The following is an 18,444-nucleotide window of genomic DNA, read 5'->3' on the forward strand; positions in this document are numbered from 1 at the left end:
AACCAAAATGATCAATTCTAAAGATGAACCATAAATTACTTTAGCGGAGTATATTTCCGCAGCGGTATATATGCACCAACTTAAGTTCGGATTTTCCTTTAGTAAAAGCGCTTTTGTCCCAATCTCTTTTAAAAGATAAGTATAAAGTTTGTGGTTACCACAGTACCCATCACTGTGGTATCCAAATCAAAATTTAATCATCTTTTACCTTGTTTTTTCTTATTTAATTTCCTGCTCCTACTAAAAATCCGATGCAAAATCCTGTATAATGAAATTAATGAAAGCGCTATTATTAATCCTCGTTAAAGGGGTGAAAAAGTGGACCATACAAAAACATATTACTCAACAACGCATGATACATCTAATGGATCGATCATCATCGAAGGACCACTTCCATCTGCAGAATTGAAAAAGTATCATTTTCATGAACATTTAACGGCATTCCGCCCCGCGCCCAAACAATTCGAGGCTCTCTTAAGTATTGCGGATTTCAAAGAGGGTCGCATCATTATTGCCAGAACTGAGGATACCATCATCGGCTATGTGACATATTTACATCCGGACCCGCTTGAAAGATGGTCAAAATTCAATATGGAGGATTTGATTGAATTGGGAGCTGTTGAAGTTATCCCGGCCTATCGCGGTGCAAAAGTTGCCTCAGGTTTGCTGAAGGTTTCCATGATGGATGGCTATATGGAAAACTACATAGTCATCTCCACCGAATATTATTGGCATTGGGATCTGGATGAAACCCGTTTAAGTGTTTGGGACTACCGGAAAGTGATGGAGAAAATGATGGCAGCAGGAGGACTCCTCCCTGCTCCCACTGATGATCCCGAAATTATCTCCCACCCGGCTAACTGCCTGATGGTTCGAATCGGTGAGAACGTACCGGAAGAATCCATCAAGCAATTTGATAAATTGCGCTTTTTACAGCGGCATCAATACCGCAATATGAGAGGGGGATTATAATGCTTGTAGAGGAAATCATGAAAACTAATGTTTATACACTTCCGCCAACAGCAACTGTAGCCGATGCTTTACAACTATTAAAGGAAAATCATATCCGGCATATACCGATTGTCGATACTGAACAACAGGTCATCGGAATTGTATCAGACCGTGATGTCCGGGATGCATCACCATCAATATTTGCCGATCATACAAACTATCAAGCATTCAATAATGAAATCCAATCAATCATGAGTCAGCCGGTAACAACCGTTCACCCGCTGGATTTTGTGGAAGAAGTAGCTCGTGTTTTTTACGATGAAGAATTTGCTTGTCTTCCTGTCGTCAGTGAAAACAGATTAATTGGCATGATTACGGAAAAAGATATGCTGTACACGCTGATTCAATTAACTGGCACAAACGTTCAAAGTTCACAGGTCGAAATTAAAGTACCCCACAAACCCGGTATTTTACCGGAAGTTGCAGCGGTTTTCGGAAAACGAAAGACCAATATAACATCAGTCCTGATGTACCCTTATAATGATGATCCGAATTATAAAATCCTTGTTTTCCGTATCCAAACAATGAATCCTCTGCCCGTGATACAGGATTTACGGGATGCCGGCTATAACTTAATGTGGCCGAATAATATAGCGGAGCCAAAAGTATGACATGTGGCGCAGCTTTTATTTATTCAACTAAATTTCTGGACTATCATTTTCATTCGGATCATCCATTTAATCAAAGACGCGTTTTGTTATCGAAGGACTTACTTGAAAAAAATAAATTGCTGTCAAAAAGTGATATAACAGAACCCAGAATGGCCACTGAGGATGAATTGGCTCTTTTCCATGACAAAGTCTTTATCAATGCTGTTAAACGGGCGGGTACCAGTGACCTGTCTGATGATGAATGCATGGAATATGGGATTGGAACGGAAGATACACCAGCATTTCCCAATATGCACGAAGCGTCATCTTATCTTGTTGGCGGGACACTCACAGCCGTTGATTCTGTCTTACAGGGAAAATCTGAGCATGCATTGAATCTCGGCGGCGGACTTCACCATGGCTTCAAACGGAAAGCGAGTGGTTTCTGCGTTTACAATGACGGTGCTATTGCCATCAACTATATACGACAAAACTATGACTTGAAAGTTTTGTACGTTGATACAGATGCCCATCATGGCGATGGTGTCCAATGGGCTTTTTATGATGATCCAAATGTATGCACATTGTCGATCCATGAAACCGGCAGATACTTGTTCCCCGGTTCCGGCCATATCAATGAACGAGGGATTAAAGAAGGACACGGGTATTCGTTTAACCTGCCGATCGATGCGTTTACCCAGGACGAATCATTTACACAAACCTATGAAACGGCTTTACGGGAAATTGCTGATTTCTTCCAGCCTGATGTGATTTTGACACAAAATGGTGCTGATGCCCACGTGAATGATCCACTGACTCATTTATGTGCAACGATGGAAACTTTCGAGCAAATTCCGCTCCTTGCACACAAGATAGCGCATCAATATTGCAACGGACGCTGGATAGCACTGGGTGGCGGCGGATATGATATGTGGCGGGTTGTCCCGCGCGCGTGGGCCCAAATTTGGAGTGTGATGAAGACAGGGGATATTCAATCGGGCGATTTGCCGCCTGACTGGCAATCCGAATGGCAGTCAAAGTCACCAGTCACGCTGCCTGTCACCTGGCATGATGAGAAACAAATTATACCGAATATTCCGAGGAAAGATGACATTACAGAAAAGAACGACAAAGTACTGCAGAGTGCGCTGAAATATACGAACAATAAACTTAATGAAATGCTATAGAATCTTAAAAGGGAGACGCGTTCAGCATCTCCCTTTTATGAATCGTTATCATCATTTTCTGCATCGTTTTCCAATATAACCATTTCAACACGTCTGTTTTGACTCCAATTTTCTTCAGAATCATTCGGCACCACTGGTCGTGTATCGCCATATCCGGCTGATGAAAATCGTGAGGCATCAAAGTCATTTTCATCGATCAAATAACGAATGACACTGCTCGCTCTGGCACCGGATAACTCCCAATTAGATGGAAATTTATAGCTGGAAATCGGTCGATCATCCGTATGACCTTCGACTTTAACATCGTTAGGCAGATTCATCAAAAGCGTTCCAACCTTGTCCAAAAAAGGTTTTCCCGAATCCAGAATTTCTGCTTCCCCAGTATCAAATAATATACTTTCCTGCAATACCAGAACAACCCCACGGTCTGTTCTGCTGGCTGAAATAACATCATTGAGGTTTTGATTATGTAAATATTCTTCCACCTGTTCCATCAATTCATCCAGTGAATCCTGTTCTTCCTCATCTGTCCGGTCATCCCGGTCATTAATATTTTCCAGCTGTGTCGGATTTTCAAATTCGTTGGAATTCTTACCGCTTTCCTCAGCACTTGTATGCTCCGTCGGGTTATCCATTGGTACAGGTGAAGGATAAAAATCAAAAATCATTCGGTTTCTGAATGACTCCGAAATCGCATCAAATTTGACCATATCAATCTGTGACACGGAAAATAGCAATATAAAGAAAACGAGAATCAATGTTACCATATCTGAGTACGTAACCATCCATTTGGGTGCACCTGACTGGCCATTATTCCGTATTCGTCTACGCTTCATTTACGCTCTCCCCGGAAAAAACAGCTTCCTCTTCAGTTTCGTCTCTCACTTCATCGGGCAGAAAAGCACTCAATTTTTCTTCCAGGATACGCGGGTTTTGACCTGACTGCACACCAATAACGCCCTCAATGATAATTTGTTTCGTGAACATTTCTTCTTCTGTTTTAGCAGCGAGTTTATTCGCCATCGGTAAAAATACCAAATTAGCCATAACCGTGCCATACAGGGTGGTTAACAACGCCACAGCCATGTTTGGACCTAGTGTAGCCGGGTCAGTCAGACTGTTCAGCATCAGAACCAAACCGACCAATGTCCCGATCATCCCCCAGGCGGGCGCATACTCACCTGCCTTTTCCAGGATAACCCTCCCTTTGTAGTGGCGTTCTTCCATTGCCGTTATTTCTGCATTCATAATATCATTAATGACCTCAGGCTCAATCCCATCAACAGCAAGCAGTACACCTTTTCTGATAAACGGATCATCCACATCTTCCATTTCGTTTTCAAGAGCTAAAATACCTTCTCTGCGGGCCCGTTCTGCAAGGCGAATGAATAGTTCAATCAGTTCCTTGAGTCCCTGATCTTTTTGGTGGAAAGCTTCCTTCATAACCTTCCCGGTCAGCTTAATCTGAGCCATCTTAAAATTGATCAATAATGATGCTGTCAGTCCGCCTAACACAACAAATATGGAGGCTATATCCAAAAAGGAAGCAATACCTTGTGTACCACCTTTGGAGAGGATTGCCAGCATGATCATAATAAATCCCAGCGTGATGCCAATTGGTGTTAAGATGTCTCGTTTTCTCATATTCCGCTCCTCCAAATGAAAAAATAAGTCATCTTTTATATCGGCATAAATATTATTTTGTTGAATCCCTTTCGACAATTCGATGTGGCAGTATGACTTTTTTCTCTTCCACATCTTCCTTGTTCATATATTTGGTCAGTAAACGCATCGCAACGGCTCCGATATCATACATTGGCTGTACAATGGTTGACAGTGTCGGGCGTACCATTGTCGCCAGTCTTGTATTGTCGAAACCAAACACTTCCAGGTTACCGGGAATTTGATAACCTTTGTCCTGGGCACCGTGAATGACACCAAGCGCCATTTCGTCTGAAGCCACAAACACAGCAGTTGGCCTGTCCTCCATTGCCAGCAGCTGATTGACAGCTTCGATGCCGGAATCGTATGAATAATCACCCGACAGAATGTATTCATCTTTCAGGCTGACCGATTTTTCGTTAAATGCACGGATATACCCGTTGTATTTCTGCTGATTGGTCATTGTATCATCAACACCTGAAATGAATGCAATTTTTTCATTGCCTTTATCCAGCAGATAGGTCGTTGCTTCAAATGCTGCCGCCTCATAATCAATGTTGACCGACGGAATGGTGTTTGTTTCATCCTGTGTCGCTGCCACCACCACTGGTACTGATGATGTCTGGAATTGGTTGACATGATCGTCAGTAATATCGCCGCCCATAAATAAAATACCATCGACCTGTTTTCCCAGCATAGCGTTAATTAATTGCAGCTCTTTATCTTTATTTTGATCGGAATTGCTTAAGATGATGTTGTATTTATACATGGTCGCGATATCTTCAATCCCTCTTGCCAACTCGGCAAAAAAGATACTTGAAATATCCGGGATAATCGCTCCCACTGTCGTTGTTTTTTTGCTTGCGAGTCCTCGTGCAACGGCATTCGGACGATAGCCCAGCTCTTGAATCGTATTCAAAACTTTTTTTCGTGTGACAGGTTTCACATTCGGGTTTCCATTTACTACACGTGAAACGGTTGCCATTGATACGTTTGCTTCTCTGGCTACATCGTATATTGTTACAGTCATCATTAACTACCTCCTTGATTGATTGCCAAACGCTTTTCTCTTGCCATTATGATACGCTAATACGAACAAAAACACAAAAATTTAAAGGCTGATATTAAACAATCAACCTTTAAGGGGAACTTGCTTCATTGGGAATTAAAAACGACATTTCTTCAGTATTGCAGTATAAATAATAGCAATATGTTTTAAAAAAACACAATAGACTGGCTTCGCATGAGGGGTATGGCAGCACTGCCCGCCTGCCGTTAGTCTTCGTTTGGGAGACTTCCCAGGGAGGGAGGTGCTTTCCTATGGACGTTGCGCTAACGCTCATGATATCCTCCTGAGATGAAAGCACGCGTTTATCGTTTCTGATAATTACCGTAAAAAATAACCCCTCATATGCGTTTGAAGGGCACTGAGGGATTATTTTCACCTTATGCTGCCTAAGCAGCCCCTCTTGATGGGGTTCGAGTCCACCTGTCATATTTCTATCTTAATTATACCACGAAATCAATGTTTGTACACATTGTTTTTTTATTTTTTTGTTCCTTCATCATAACCTTTAAGCCAGTATCAGACGCAATCTGTTTTCACCCTATTCCAGAATAAAAACACAATATTAAACAGAATGTAATCCAGGTTTATCAATAAAAAAAGGGATACTTCATCACTTGTGATTTGTATCCCTGAATTCTATGGTTTTACAGAAAACCAGAGAGAAATATGCTTACCTCACCACAGGGTGTTTCACATATGTCTCTCTGCCCTCATTTCTTTCACCAGCAAATGCCAAGCACTTATTTTTGCATGGCCTTGCGTGGTGCAAATGCATCGAGCTCTTTCATGAAATTGTCAAACGTTGGAATATCCATCTGCTGAGCTGCGTCAGACAATGCAACGGCCGGATCCGGATGAACTTCTGCCATGACCCCGTCAGCTCCAATCGCAACAGCTGCTTTGGCTGCCGGCAGCAATAAATCCCTGCGCCCGGTTGAATGGGTGACATCCACCATTACCGGCAAGTGTGTTTCCTGTTTTAAGATTGGGACAGATGAGATGTCCAGCGTGTTGCGGGTGGCCTTCTCGTAAGTCCTGATACCTCGTTCACACAATATGATGTCCCCATTGCCTCGTGAAATAATATATTCCGCTGCATTGACAAATTCGGATATCGTTGCGGACAGCCCACGTTTCAACAGTACAGGTTTGTTAGTTTCCCCGGCCGCTTTTAGCAGTTCAAAGTTTTGCATGTTGCGGGCACCTATTTGAATAACGTCCACATAATCCAGTGCTTTTTCCATGTGTGCCGGATTGACAATTTCACTTACAACGCCCAAATCATGTTCGTCTGCCACTTGTTTCAAAATCTGCAATCCTTCCACACCAAGTCCCTGGAAATCGTATGGGGAGGTTCTTGGTTTAAACGCTCCACCGCGGAGTAATTTTATGCCATTCCGTTTCACCGCTTCTGCCACCTGGTTGACCTGGTCGTAACTTTCGACTGAACATGGACCCATGACATGCTGCATATCGCTGTTTCCGATTTTTTCGCCCTTAATGTCGATAATCGTATCTTCCGGTTTCATTTTTCTCGATACAAGCAATGCTTTTCGGTGATCATCTTCCTGCAGTTCAAGACTTGCCTTGAATATTTCTTTGAAAATATGTTCAATGGTCGAATTCTCAAAAGGACCATCATTTTTTTCTGTCAGTTCATCCAGCATTTTGCGTTCTCTTACCGGGTCAAACCGATTGATGCTTTGTTTTTCTTTTACCTGCCCGATTTGCTTAACAGTTTCTGCACGCTGGTTAATCAATTTCAAAAGCTCCAGGTTGATACCATCCAATTGTTGGCGTAATTGTCCTAACTCATCACTCACGATAATCCCTCCTGCAAAGATTCGCTTTATTATGAAAATATATTGAGGATTATTATACCGAAAACTTTTGCCTTTGTCACCCTTAAATTTGTAATCAAAGAAAAAAAACCAGTGAATCATCACTGGCTTCAGTTCATTACTTCATTTTGTTTCAGATTTTTCGAATTCCGCCGCAGCCTCTTCAGCCGCTTCTTCAACAGCTTCATTATGACTGTCGTTATTTCCGTTCAATTTTCCTTGTATATTTTGACTCAATTCCTGTGTCTTCTCTTGTGTTTTCTGTGAAAGTTTCGATGTGGAGTCAACTGCTTTTGTTCTCAGATCCGAACCTTTCAGATAGGCTTGTTCTTTCAGTTCCGACCCTTTATGATAAGCTGTATCTTTCCACTCTGTTCCTTTTGCATATGCTGTATCTTTCCATTCACCGGCACGACCCTTTAACTGCACGGCACCATCGTTGATATCCCCGCGTAATTCTCTGCCGGACTTTGGCGCCCACAACAAGGCCGTTACAGCACCTGCCATCGCACCAATAAGTGTCCCAATCATGAAATCCTTCGTGTTAATGTTGCTGTTATCACTGTTCCCCATCCTGATCTCCTCCTTAGTTATTTTATTTATTTCTTTTCTTTTTCCAAAAATCAACAATCGAATTGCCCCATTTCAGCACCTCAGAAACTTTCTCCTGGTTTTTTGCTGCTGAGTTGGATATATGGGACGATAAATTTCGCAGTGATTCATTAAACTCATTGACCGTGTTTCCAACCCCTTTAACACCATCAAATAAAATGTTTAACTTGTCCGACTTTTGATTGACATCATCTGCAAGACTGTTCGTTTTATTAAGCAGTTCAGTTGTTTCGGTGGTAATTCCCTGCATTTGGTTTTCAAGATTTTCCAACGTGTTTGATATATTGTTCATTGTCCGTTGTGTTGCTTTCAGGGTTATAACCACATAAATAACCAGTACTGCCAATGCTGCGGCAGCAATAAAAGCAGCTATGTACAATAAGACCTCCATCGGCTGACCAACTCCTTCAATTCGGCAATAATTCGATGTCATGACGCGTTTCGGGTATGATGAATGAAGCAAGGAATTCTCTTATTAATTTCCCCAATGATGATTATTTAAACATGCATTCCTTCAATAATCGTCCGAACCATCCAGACCATCACCTCTAAGTGGTTGTTCAAAAAGTCCGGTAAAAATGACACGTCGAACAGAGGACCTTCTGCTAAACTCGCCCACGTCCTGTGGGCACATCCTGTGGAAGCTCGTTGGCTTGTTTCTCCGCTCCTTGGAAAAGAAAAACACTTTTCCTGCGTGCTAGAGCGTCTGCTCATGTATTTAAAGGCATACATTCCGCTGCTCGAAACTGCGCCGCCTCGAACTTCTCGGTCCTTTTTATCCTCCCTTTTGAACACATCCTCTAAGTATACTATAACGGATTTTTACTATAATTTCGACACATATGTCAGAAAAACCGTAACCGGATAGGAAAAAAGAGCCTATCGTTTGGCTCCTTCTCAGCTAAGCATTTTTTGTTTGCTCGTAGTTAACCAGTTCGAGCTGGTTTTCATAGGTCTTCTGGAATTTTTGAATATCCCCTGCCCCCATGAATATCAGGACACTATCTGAATGTTCCAATAACACTTCCGTATTTGCTAAATCCAGAATCCGGCTGTCATCCACTAGTTTCTGCAAATCTTCTATCGTCAACTTACCGCTTTCCTCTCTTGCTGAACCAAAAATATCACACAAATAGACGTGGTCTGCCAGATTCAGACTATCGGCAAATTCCTGCAGAAATGTTCTTGTACGTGTGAAAGTGTGAGGCTGAAATATCGCTATAATTGGTTTATCATGATATTTCTTCCTCGCTGAGTCAATCGTTGCTGTTATCTCACGCGGATGATGCGCATAATCATCAATTAATACCTGACTGCCAAAATCCTTCTCTGTGAACCGGCGTTTGACACCTTCAAAAGAGTCCAATACTTTTACCTTTTGTGCTTTTATATCCTCATAATGGCAAATAGCAATCACAGACAAGGCATTCAGTACATTGTGGTTTCCGAACATCGGAATGGTAAATGTATCGTAATAGGTATTCCGGACAAACACATCAAATTCAGTGCCATGTTCTGTTTCGGTAACATTTTGTGCCTGAAAGTCGTTCGTACTGGAAAAACCATAATAAACGACCGGCACTTTCGCCTGGATTTGCTGTAATTGTTCATCATCACCACAAGCAATAATTCCCTTTTTTACCTGGTCTGCCATAGATTGGAAGGCATCAAAAACGTCATCCACGCTTGTGAAATAATCGGGATGATCGAAATCAATATTCGTCATAATCGCATAATCAGGCTGATAGCTTAAAAAGTGGCGCCTGTATTCACATGCTTCAAATACGAAATAATTGCTTTCCATATGTCCTTTACCTGTACCATCACCAATTAAATAGGAAATCGGATAGGATTCATCAAGCACATGAGCCAGGAGTCCTGTCGTAGATGTTTTCCCATGCGCACCGGTCACGGCAATACTGGTATATTGTTTCAGCCATTCTCCCAAAAAGTCATGGTATCGATAGAAGGTTAAGCCTTGTCTTTTTGCTTCTTTAATTTCCGGATGGTTATCTGAAAAAGCATTACCCGCTATGATGGTGTAGCCTTCTTTGATGTTCATCTCTGAAAAAGGGAAAATTGGAATGTTTTTATCCTCTAATGCTTCTTGTGTAAAAAAACGCTTCTCTACATCTGATCCCTGCACTTTCTCGCCGGAATCGTGAAGTATATGAGCAAGTGCACTCATTCCGGTTCCCTTAATACCAATAAAATGGTAAGCTGTCATAAAAAGAACCTCCAAATTTATGTCTGTCTAAACAAATTATTATTTCCATTCATACTGCTATTTTGTCATTATAGCAAATTATATTGGAGAATAAAATGTTTAAAAATAGGGCTTCAGTCAGATTTCATAATCAATAACGGTCAATGACCCCCCCATGCAGTTACCAACCTTTTCCATGTATGGATCAGAGTGATAATGCCACCCTTCCTCTTCTTCCGGGATGCCACTAACCCGCACGTTACCATTATCCATGTTTAATGAATTTCCGCCGACAGCATACAGACTATTCGTATCTCTCGCCTGCCTGGTGAAATGATCAGCTTTTTCCTGCGAGAGGAACTGGCTGTTTTTACGACATTATATACATTCAAAGCCCCTGATGTTCTTCTCACAAACTAATGTCAATAACACAGCCAAAATGCTGATATATCCCGGAAATAGTCATAGTCATTTCGTATGCACACGATTAATTCTCCAATTGGGCAGCGGAAACTAAAACTTCTCGTGGTTTACTTCCATTTTGCGGTGCAATGATTCCCATATTTTCCATCGTATCCATTAACCTGGCTGCACGGTTGTAGCCAATTTTAAAATGACGCTGAATCAGGGAAGTGCTTGCACTATTCTGCTGGATGACAAAATCAATGGCATCATCCAGGAGTTCATCCACCTGATCATCCTTTGTCACGTCTTCAAGCAATTGCTCCTGCTCAAATTGATAGTCCGGTTCTGCAATTGACCGTGCATACTCTGTGATACGGTCAATCTCATCATCCGATACAAAGGCTCCCTGCAGTCTGATGCTTTTGCCTGCACCGTTTTCCGTGAATAACATATCGCCTTTACCCAGTAACTTTTCAGCGCCGCCTTTATCAATAATCGTTTTGGAATCCACCTGTGACGAAACACTGAAAGCAATCCGAGTCGGTATATTGGCCTTAATCAGACCGGTTATAACATCCACAGACGGACGCTGGGTGGCAAGCAGCAAGTGAATACCACATGCACGTGCTTTCTGAGCAATTCGGCTGATAGCATCCTCAACATCCTGCGGGGAAACCATCATTAAGTCAGCCAATTCGTCAATGACAATGACAATAAACGGCATTTTATCATCCGAGCGATTCTCTCTGGACATCTTTTGATTATAGCGTTCAATATCCCTGACACCTTCCCGGACAAACGCATCATAGCGCTCTTCCATCTCTCTTACTGCCCATTTCAGAGAAGCAGTTGCTGCTTTCACATCGGTGATCACCGGTGAAATCAGATGCGGAATGCCATTGTACGGTGCCAGTTCAACCATTTTCGGATCAATCAGCATAAACTTGACATCCTCATGACTTGCCTTATATAAAAGACTGATCAATATGGTGTTAATGCAGACACTTTTCCCTGACCCAGTTGCGCCGGCGATCAACCCATGCGGCATCTTCTGGATATTGGTTACAAGCGGGTCCCCTTCAATACTTAACCCCAGACCGATCGTCAACGGGGATTGACTTGTTTTAAATGTTTCCTTATTAAAAATTTCCTGCAGGCTGACCGTTTGGGCGTGCTGATTCGGGATTTCAATACCTATTGTATTTTTTCCGGGTATTGGCGCTTCAATCCGAATATCCTTGGCTGCCAGGTTTAATTTAAGATCATCACTGAGATTTTTAATTTTGCTTACTTTGACACCCGGTTCAGGCTGCACTTCAAACCGCGTAACGGAAGGGCCCTGTGTTACGTTAACCACTTTCGCCTGAACATTGAAATGTTTTAATGTTTTTTCCAAAAGCTGCTGCTGGTTTCGCATCCAGATATTATCCTGCTCCGTCTTTTGAACCGGGTCATCCAGTAAATGATACGGCAATGGGCTGGTTTGTCCTGATTTTTGGTTGTCAGCTTGCGATTTGACCGAACGTCGCTGGTTACGTTTCATTTCACGTCGACTATCATTTGCCGACATTAAAACATTAAACGGCGGTGTTTTAGGGCTTGATTGTGCCTGGTCAGGCTGCTTTGAGCGCCGTTTGCTTTTATCACGATGCTTTAAAGCTTTTGGTGTCTCAGTTGATTCGGATTTTGTTGTTTCGGATACTGATTTGTCATTTGTACCGGTTCGCTCAGTACGTGCCAAGTCCCCGTTATCATGTTCTGTTGAACCAGCGCCGGATGACTGCCATGTAAAATCAGGCTGTCCTGAATCCCCGGTATCTTGTTCAATGTTGAGCGATGTCTCAGTTGTTGCGGCTGCCTGATTTGACATTAAATGTTTATCTTGATTATCATAGCGCTGTTTCCTCTGAAACGCCGGCACATCTTCATTGGTTTTTCCCTCTTTTTGTTTTTGAAAACCATAAATCGGTGATGGCACGTCTGTTGGTTCAAAAGGCTTTTTCGTTTCCGGTTTGTAAATTTTCGGCTCTGGACGGGATTCCTGTTTGGGATCGGACTCCGGTTGTTTTCTTTCACGGTTTGTTTTACGCTGATATGCCGGTATATCAGCTTGTTCCCTTTGTTTCGGCTGATCTGGGATGACAGGAAAACGAAATGATTTCTCAGCAGGATATTGATACGTCATGCGCGTATGGATATCCTGATTGTTTTTTTTCAACTCTCCTGAAGACCGATCATGCCTTTCTTCTTTTTCCTCAAAAAGAAAACGGCTGATTTTCTTTTTCCATCGATCCCACATATGTATTCACTCATTTCTTTATAAATCAAGTTAAGGTACTCCTATTTTAGCAGTTCTTATATGAAATTGTAATACATCATCGTGTTCTTTCCGACTGTGAATATGTTCTGGTCCCGGGTGCAGGTGTCACACATCACACCCAACCGGCTGCCGGACCATTGCATGAAAAAACAACCTTTGTCAGATGACTCAGGTTGTTTTTATACTAAAATTCAAATGGCTCACCAGTCGTATAGGCGTCATCCAGCACATAAATTCCTTTCTCTTCCGGTGCATTCGGAAGCCCCAGTTCTTTCCGGGAACATATCATACCATTCGATGGAACCCCTCGCAATTTTGTCGGTTTGATTTTCATCCCGCTTGGCATGACGGCGCCCACTCTTTAGCGACAACCACTTTTTGGCCGGCATCAACATTAGGGGCACCACAAACAATCTGCAGTTGGTCATCACCTGTATCAACCTGGCAGACACTTAAATTGTCAGCATCCTCGTGCTGTGACGTTTCGTTGACATAACCGACAACAAACTTTGGACTTAAATCGAAATCAAGCGGATCAGCCAGGTTACTGTGACTGAACACTTCTTTCATTTGATCCAACAGTGTCTCCGTCAAGGTAATACTGCCCTTTAAATCAAAATAGCTTGAGGCGTTAAAAATGTTGTAACCGATAATAGTACCTTGTTTATTCGTTATTTTTGTTATATCCCCATAGTTTTCGTATATGATGTCATAACGATTCCCGTCTTCAAGCGGAACTATCAAGACATCCCCTATACCACCGGGATTATAAAAAACATCCATATGGCTCATTCCTTTCTATTTCTTTTCCGGACGATTTTTGGCAAGTATGAAAACCGGTTCGAGCGTTTTATTTTCATAAATGAAGGGCAATGAGGTGATTGGGATGCGTCCTTCTGCAAAAAACTTCATCGTCATTTGTGCCAATATATCATAGCCCGCCTTATTTTGGATATCGGCAAATATCAACACATCCTGGTGCGGTACTGCAACGGCCAGTTCGCCTTTTACGTTTGCCATCATCTCTTCCAGAAACGCTTCATTTAAAATCCGGCTTGCATCATAACCATCCTGCTTTGCCACAAAATAAAAATCATTATCGGCAACGGTATCTTTTTTATAGTCATTATCCAAAGAACGGATATTAAAGCTGGCAATTTCATCGATCCGCTCTTTTGTCCAGCCTTCATCCTCCAGCATTGATTCATCAATTAACTGATAGGATTTACCCAGGTCCAGCGCATAATAGACACGCGTCTCTGCCGTATGTTCTTTATGAATAAGTTTTTTACCGCTGTTCGTTTCAGTTGTAAATGACGTAGCCCGGATAACGGGAAAAATATTTTTCTCCATCCCGGAAAGGTAATGTTCTTCATGCATAATCTTCAATGCCTCTGATACATGCTCCTCCAGATCATCAATGGCCGCTTCACCACGTTCATTATACTTTGAAACGACATTCGGTAGTGTAATCGTCATTCCCTGTCCGGTGTCTTTCCACTCGATACGAAACGTGTCTTTATCACGGTTATAGGATGTTCTGAAACGCTCGTTTGACAACCTTTCCTGAAGTATCTTTTTCATTTTGAGACTGGTCATTTTCATATCTCTGCATCCTTTCCTATCCGCTGACTTCTTCCATAAATGCCATAATTTCACGTTTAGTTTTCCGGTCTTTACTGACGAATCGGCCGACTTCCGCACCATCCTTGAATGCAATAAAACCTGGAATTCCGAAGACGTCATATTTCTGACAAAGATCAATGAACTGATCACGGTCCACTTCAACAAAAGTAAAAGATGGATAGGCTTCTTCAATTTCCGGTAAAACCGGTTCGATAACACGGCAGTCCGGGCACCAGTCAGCCGAAAACACCGCGACCACATTTTCATTATTTATAAAGTCGTTGAATTGATTTTCCGATTCAATTATTTTCATGTCGCATCTACCTCCATCACTACATCTATCATATCTTTGATTTTGCTTGGATTCAATCATCATGACGTTATCGCAAAATAGCGTAAAGTTCAATTAGTGCTATTCATGTGTTACAATTCGCACCTCTAATTTGCCATCACAATCGAGCGCGCCATGCTCATCATCGCTTCAGAATCACGTTCCATTCCCGATTTGGATGTGTAGGTTGTAATTTTGACACCGCCAATTCCAGTCTGAAGTTCGTAGCTGTCTTCCTCATCATCCTGAAGAACACGGATATAGCCAAATTTTTCCTGGTCTACAAAGGTCTCAAGCAGTAGAGCCTGTTCACTGTTTGCCGCTGCTGATTCGTAGCTTAACTTACTGAGCGGGGATTCAAGGTTATTATAAAACACAATATAGGTCTGTTCACCATCTTCCAGGACGACATTGGTTGCATCTTCCTCAACGACATCCATGCCTTGGGGTACGTGCATCGAAAAGGTATTCAGCTGTTGATTGGTTTCGATTGACTCGTCAGCATTAAAAACGTCTTCCGCGGTGTCTTCCGCACTTTTGATTGCCTCTTCCTCTGACGGCATACTGCACCCCATCAATACAGAAACACAAAATAACATAATGATAACACCTTTTAACTTTCTCAATGCTCTTCCCCCAAATCCAGTACTTTTTCCTTAGTCTATGATACTATGATTTCTTATTTTGACAAGGGAATTGTTTTAATTCAGATTTTTTTGTTTGCGTTGTTTTCAAAAAAAGATAAGATAGAATAAGAAGATAAATTATGGAGGGATCTACATGGAATTAACGGTTTATCTCGCAGGCCAGATTCATGACGATTGGCGGGAACAATTAAAATCAAAAGCTCAAGAGAAAAATCTCCCGCTTACATTTGTCGCACCACAGACAAACCACCACCGTTCTGATAATGTGGGAGAAGACATTCTCGGCGAACAGCCCGGCAATGTGTATAAAGATGATGCGGCATCGAGTATTAACAATTTACGGACACAGGTGCTGATGCAAAAATCAGACGTTGTCGTTGCATTGTTCGGGGAGAAATATAAACAATGGAACACAGCAATGGATGCCAGCGCTGCCATCACCATGAATAAACCGACGATTCTCGTGCGGCCCGAGTCACTCATCCACCCGCTGAAAGAACTTTCCAATAAAGCTAATGTTACGGTTGAAACAGTCGATCAGGCATTGGATGTATTGAACTATATTTATGAATGACAAAAGCTGCGGCGGGAATCAAAAGAAGTGAATTCCGCAGAGACAATCGTAGCATATCCATCAATCCGAAAATACGATAAACGAAGCTCGGTTAATGAACCGAGCTTTTTACTGTCTTCTTGAATTGCATTTCAAAACGGTGGAAAGCTATCGAAAGAGCGGTCCTCTCGTGCATTTCACTCCACCAAAGTGTCCGTAAGCTACGTGAGAAGGTCTGTCTCGTGCGCTTTCCTCTTCAAAAGTGATGAAAAACTACGAGAGAGCAGTCCTCTCGTGCATTTCACTTCACCAAAATGTCCGTAAGCTACGTGAGAAGGTCTGTCTCGTGCGTTTTCCTCTTCAAAAGCGATGAAAGCAATCGAGAGAAAGGCCCTCTCGTTCATATTCCTCTCAAAAAACGGTGAAAAACAACGTGAAAAGGAAATTTAATTCAAATATCTTTTCAAACAGCGCAAAGCCAAAGCAGAAATGTTATTAATGATCAGATCGTATATCAATAAAAAATAGACACGAATCGAAATACGATTTGTGCCTATCATTCTTAAGCGCTGATCATTTTTTCTCCGGGAAATGAACGTGTATACTTAACACCTTGCTCATTTATTTTCCTCTGCATATTCCCACTGTCCATGCAAAAGCTTAACGACATGTACAAACATCTTTTGTCTTGAAATGCGATCATTGGTGAAAATGCCAATGGCTCCTTCCTTTTTGCGAACATCCTGCCGTTTGGCATAAGCATCCATCACATCGCCAAGTTCAATTCCTTTCTTCAGCTCATCATCAATTTCTGCCGGCAGTAAAATTCTGGCACCACTGGCTGTAAATATATTGTTTTCCTTTGTTATAAGCGCACCCCAATTGCATAGGTACAATTCATTGTCAACATACATGACACCGCCTTCCAGACCGATGCCGATTGCCCCTGATGCTGTTTCAAGTCCGTTGAAAGCCCGATTAATGGCACCCAATCGTGTCTCCGCATCTGAAAATGGCTGCTGACTGACCATGGATGGTGCATCTGCCGGGGATACTTGATCATCTGAAAAAACTTCTTTCACTGCTGCGATTTTAGTGGGATTTTTTGATCCGACTACGATGTCCATATTGGCTCCTTAATTCGATTTAATCGCGTCAACTGCATTTTGGTCCGTTGATTTAACGAGTTTCACGAGCAATTCTTTGGCAGCCTGGTAATCATCCACATGAATAATAGATGAAGACGTATGAATATAGCGCGAGCAGATACCGACAACTGCTGACGGAACGCCATCATTGGAAACGTGAACACTGCCTGCATCCGTACCACCTTGTGAGATGAAATACTGGTATGGGATATCACTTGATTCAGCTGTATCCAGAATAAAGTCCCGCATACCGCGATGAGTGATCATCGACTTGTCAAAAATGCGCAACAGGGCACCTTGACCCAATTGGCCAAATTCTTCATCGTTGCCTGACATATCATTGGCCGGTGAAGCATCAAGCGCATAAAAAATGTCCGGTTGAATCATATTGGCAGCTACTTTAGCGCCTCTAAGCCCAACCTCCTCCTGAACGGTCGCACCAGAGTAGAGCTGGTTTGGCACTGATTCACCCTCCAGTTCTTTTAACAGTTCAACAGACAGCCCACAACCATAACGGTTATCCCACGCCTTGGCAAGAATTTTCTTCTCGTTGGCCATTGGTGTGAACGGACAAATTGGTACAATTGACTGACCGGGTTTGATGCCGATTTTTTCTGCGTCCTGCTTATCATCAGCTCCGATATCGATCAGCATATCTTTCGTGTCCATTGGCTTCTTCCGCTGTTCCGGTGTCAAGTTATGCGGTGGTGTTGAGCCAATCACACCGATGACCGGGCCATTATCAGTCATCACTTGTACGCGCTGTGCCAGCAGCACCTGGCTCCACCAGCCGCCCAATGTCTGGAAGCGGATCATGCCATTTTTAGTAATTTGTGTAACCATAAAGCCAACTTCATCCATATGACCAGCGACCATCACCCGTGGACCGTCACCATTTTTGACGCCGAAAACACCCCCAAGATTATCCTGGATCACGTCATCAGCATACTTTTCCAGTTCACCCCGCATAAACGTGCGAACGGCGTGTTCGTTACCGGGAGCCCCCTGCAGTTCTGTCAGGTTTTTAAACAAATCCATCGTTTCCTGATTCATCTGTATTCCCTCCGTTTATATGTAATAGATTCAGTATAACGGAAAATATACACATCTTTCCACCATTCCAATATTGTTCCACATTAAACCGCCTGTTTTAATCCCAATCGGTTTTTATTTTGATATTTTTCCGTTATACTAGTAATTAAAATAAGAAAGCGATAAAATATTAATTCCAGAGGT

The 18,444-nt window shown here is 42.3% G+C and carries 18 protein-coding genes and 1 pseudogene; 4 read left to right on the forward strand and 15 right to left on the reverse strand.

Annotation, left to right across the window (positions count from 1 at the left end; genetic code table 11):
• Positions 1-318 precede the first annotated feature (318 nt).
• From Len3610_RS08980 to Len3610_RS08990, 3 genes are read left to right on the forward strand one after another with little or no spacing between them, the layout of a single operon-like run.
• Entirely contained in the window at positions 319-972 is a 654-nt protein-coding gene (locus Len3610_RS08980) for a GNAT family N-acetyltransferase (protein WP_176447654.1), read from the forward strand.
• Positions 972-1,622, forward strand: coding sequence for an acetoin utilization AcuB family protein (locus tag Len3610_RS08985; protein ID WP_176447655.1), 651 nt, complete (start codon positions 972-974; stop codon positions 1,620-1,622). Before Len3610_RS08980 ends, Len3610_RS08985 begins: the two co-directional genes overlap by 1 nt.
• Entirely contained in the window at positions 1,619-2,788 is a 1,170-nt protein-coding gene (locus Len3610_RS08990; RefSeq protein WP_176447656.1) for an acetoin utilization protein AcuC, read from the forward strand. The genes Len3610_RS08985 and Len3610_RS08990 overlap by 4 nt, the downstream gene beginning before the upstream one ends.
• Before the next feature lie 35 nt (positions 2,789-2,823).
• Here the strand turns inward: Len3610_RS08990 and motS are convergent, their stop codons facing one another.
• The 13 genes and pseudogenes from motS to Len3610_RS09050 all read right to left on the reverse strand — a co-directional run bounded on the left by motS (position 2,824) and on the right by Len3610_RS09050 (position 15,486).
• Positions 2,824-3,624, reverse strand: coding sequence for a flagellar motor protein MotS (motS, locus tag Len3610_RS08995; RefSeq protein WP_176447657.1), 801 nt, complete (start codon positions 3,622-3,624; stop codon positions 2,824-2,826).
• A complete protein-coding gene (gene motP / locus Len3610_RS09000; RefSeq protein ID WP_176447658.1) occupies positions 3,614-4,432 on the reverse strand; it encodes a flagellar motor protein MotP in 819 nt (272 codons plus the stop codon). The genes motS and motP overlap by 11 nt, the downstream gene beginning before the upstream one ends.
• Positions 4,433-4,484: 52 nt before the next feature.
• Entirely contained in the window at positions 4,485-5,480 is a 996-nt protein-coding gene (gene ccpA / locus Len3610_RS09005) for a catabolite control protein A (RefSeq protein ID WP_176449603.1), read from the reverse strand.
• 779 nt (positions 5,481-6,259) lie between these two features.
• Positions 6,260-7,345, reverse strand: a complete 1,086-nt coding sequence (locus Len3610_RS09010; protein WP_176449604.1) for a bifunctional 3-deoxy-7-phosphoheptulonate synthase/chorismate mutase — start codon at positions 7,343-7,345, stop codon at positions 6,260-6,262.
• 138 nt (positions 7,346-7,483) lie between these two features.
• Entirely contained in the window at positions 7,484-7,933 is a 450-nt protein-coding gene (locus Len3610_RS09015) for a YtxH domain-containing protein (protein WP_176447659.1), read from the reverse strand.
• Positions 7,934-7,955: 22 nt separating this feature from the next.
• Positions 7,956-8,363: a DUF948 domain-containing protein gene (locus Len3610_RS09020; RefSeq protein WP_176447660.1), complete on the reverse strand. Its 408-nt coding sequence runs from the start codon at positions 8,361-8,363 to the stop codon at positions 7,956-7,958.
• A gap of 510 nt (positions 8,364-8,873) precedes the next feature.
• A complete protein-coding gene (gene murC / locus Len3610_RS09025) occupies positions 8,874-10,199 on the reverse strand; it encodes a UDP-N-acetylmuramate--L-alanine ligase (RefSeq protein ID WP_176447661.1) in 1,326 nt (441 codons plus the stop codon).
• A 117-nt stretch (positions 10,200-10,316) separates the two neighbouring features.
• On the reverse strand, positions 10,317-10,451 hold the full coding sequence (locus Len3610_RS20845; protein WP_255259852.1) for a hypothetical protein: 135 nt from the start codon (positions 10,449-10,451) through the stop codon (positions 10,317-10,319).
• A 214-nt stretch (positions 10,452-10,665) separates the two neighbouring features.
• A complete protein-coding gene (locus Len3610_RS09030; protein WP_176447662.1) occupies positions 10,666-12,882 on the reverse strand; it encodes a DNA translocase FtsK in 2,217 nt (738 codons plus the stop codon).
• Between the two features lie 205 nt (positions 12,883-13,087).
• A pseudogene (gene ytpR, locus Len3610_RS09035) lies at positions 13,088-13,686 on the reverse strand (YtpR family tRNA-binding protein).
• Between the two features lie 15 nt (positions 13,687-13,701).
• Positions 13,702-14,508 carry a DUF1444 domain-containing protein gene (locus Len3610_RS09040; RefSeq protein ID WP_176447663.1) on the reverse strand — a complete coding sequence of 269 codons (807 nt, stop codon included), beginning with the start codon at positions 14,506-14,508 and terminating at the stop codon, positions 13,702-13,704.
• A 16-nt stretch (positions 14,509-14,524) separates the two neighbouring features.
• The gene (locus Len3610_RS09045; protein ID WP_176447664.1) at positions 14,525-14,842 is read right to left on the reverse strand and encodes a thioredoxin family protein; all 318 of its coding nucleotides are present in this window, start codon (positions 14,840-14,842) and stop codon (positions 14,525-14,527) included.
• A gap of 125 nt (positions 14,843-14,967) precedes the next feature.
• Positions 14,968-15,486, reverse strand: a complete 519-nt coding sequence (locus tag Len3610_RS09050) for a hypothetical protein (RefSeq protein WP_176447665.1) — start codon at positions 15,484-15,486, stop codon at positions 14,968-14,970.
• A gap of 154 nt (positions 15,487-15,640) precedes the next feature.
• On the opposite strand from Len3610_RS09050, the gene Len3610_RS09055 reads away from it, so the two are divergent.
• Positions 15,641-16,081 (forward strand): YtoQ family protein, encoded by a 441-nt coding sequence (locus tag Len3610_RS09055; RefSeq protein ID WP_176447666.1) that lies wholly within the window; start codon positions 15,641-15,643, stop codon positions 16,079-16,081.
• 596 nt (positions 16,082-16,677) lie between these two features.
• Here the strand turns inward: Len3610_RS09055 and Len3610_RS09060 are convergent.
• Positions 16,678-17,187, reverse strand: coding sequence for a DUF84 family protein (locus tag Len3610_RS09060; protein ID WP_176447667.1), 510 nt, complete (start codon positions 17,185-17,187; stop codon positions 16,678-16,680).
• Positions 17,188-17,196: 9 nt separating this feature from the next.
• Complete coding sequence (locus Len3610_RS09065; protein WP_176447668.1) at positions 17,197-18,261, reverse strand: M42 family metallopeptidase; 1,065 nt, start codon at positions 18,259-18,261, stop codon at positions 17,197-17,199.
• Positions 18,262-18,444: the final 183 nt, after the last annotated feature.

This window comes from Lentibacillus sp. CBA3610, from assembly GCF_013373365.1.
GTDB lineage: Bacteria > Bacillota > Bacilli > Bacillales > Amphibacillaceae > Lentibacillus.

Excerpts from the sequence above, each read along its gene's own strand:
- Len3610_RS08985 (WP_176447655.1), top strand. The coding sequence starts at position 972 with ATGCTTGTAGAGGAAATCATGAAAACTAATGTTTATACACTTCCGCCA.
- Len3610_RS08990 (WP_176447656.1), top strand. The coding sequence starts at position 1,619 with ATGACATGTGGCGCAGCTTTTATTTATTCAACTAAATTTCTGGACTAT.
- motS (WP_176447657.1), bottom strand. The coding sequence starts at position 3,624 with ATGAAGCGTAGACGAATACGGAATAATGGCCAGTCAGGTGCACCCAAA.
- motP (WP_176447658.1), bottom strand. The coding sequence starts at position 4,432 with ATGAGAAAACGAGACATCTTAACACCAATTGGCATCACGCTGGGATTT.
- ccpA (WP_176449603.1), bottom strand. The coding sequence starts at position 5,480 with ATGACTGTAACAATATACGATGTAGCCAGAGAAGCAAACGTATCAATG.
- Len3610_RS09015 (WP_176447659.1), bottom strand. The coding sequence starts at position 7,933 with ATGGGGAACAGTGATAACAGCAACATTAACACGAAGGATTTCATGATT.
- Len3610_RS09020 (WP_176447660.1), bottom strand. The coding sequence starts at position 8,363 with ATGGAGGTCTTATTGTACATAGCTGCTTTTATTGCTGCCGCAGCATTG.
- murC (WP_176447661.1), bottom strand. The coding sequence starts at position 10,199 with ATGACAGCTTACCATTTTATTGGTATTAAGGGAACCGGAATGAGTGCA.
- Len3610_RS20845 (WP_255259852.1), bottom strand. The coding sequence starts at position 10,451 with ATGGATAATGGTAACGTGCGGGTTAGTGGCATCCCGGAAGAAGAGGAA.
- Len3610_RS09030 (WP_176447662.1), bottom strand. The coding sequence starts at position 12,882 with ATGTGGGATCGATGGAAAAAGAAAATCAGCCGTTTTCTTTTTGAGGAA.
- Len3610_RS09040 (WP_176447663.1), bottom strand. The coding sequence starts at position 14,508 with ATGAAAATGACCAGTCTCAAAATGAAAAAGATACTTCAGGAAAGGTTG.
- Len3610_RS09045 (WP_176447664.1), bottom strand. The coding sequence starts at position 14,842 with ATGAAAATAATTGAATCGGAAAATCAATTCAACGACTTTATAAATAAT.
- Len3610_RS09055 (WP_176447666.1), top strand. The coding sequence starts at position 15,641 with ATGGAATTAACGGTTTATCTCGCAGGCCAGATTCATGACGATTGGCGG.
- Len3610_RS09060 (WP_176447667.1), bottom strand. The coding sequence starts at position 17,187 with ATGGACATCGTAGTCGGATCAAAAAATCCCACTAAAATCGCAGCAGTG.
- Len3610_RS09065 (WP_176447668.1), bottom strand. The coding sequence starts at position 18,261 with ATGAATCAGGAAACGATGGATTTGTTTAAAAACCTGACAGAACTGCAG.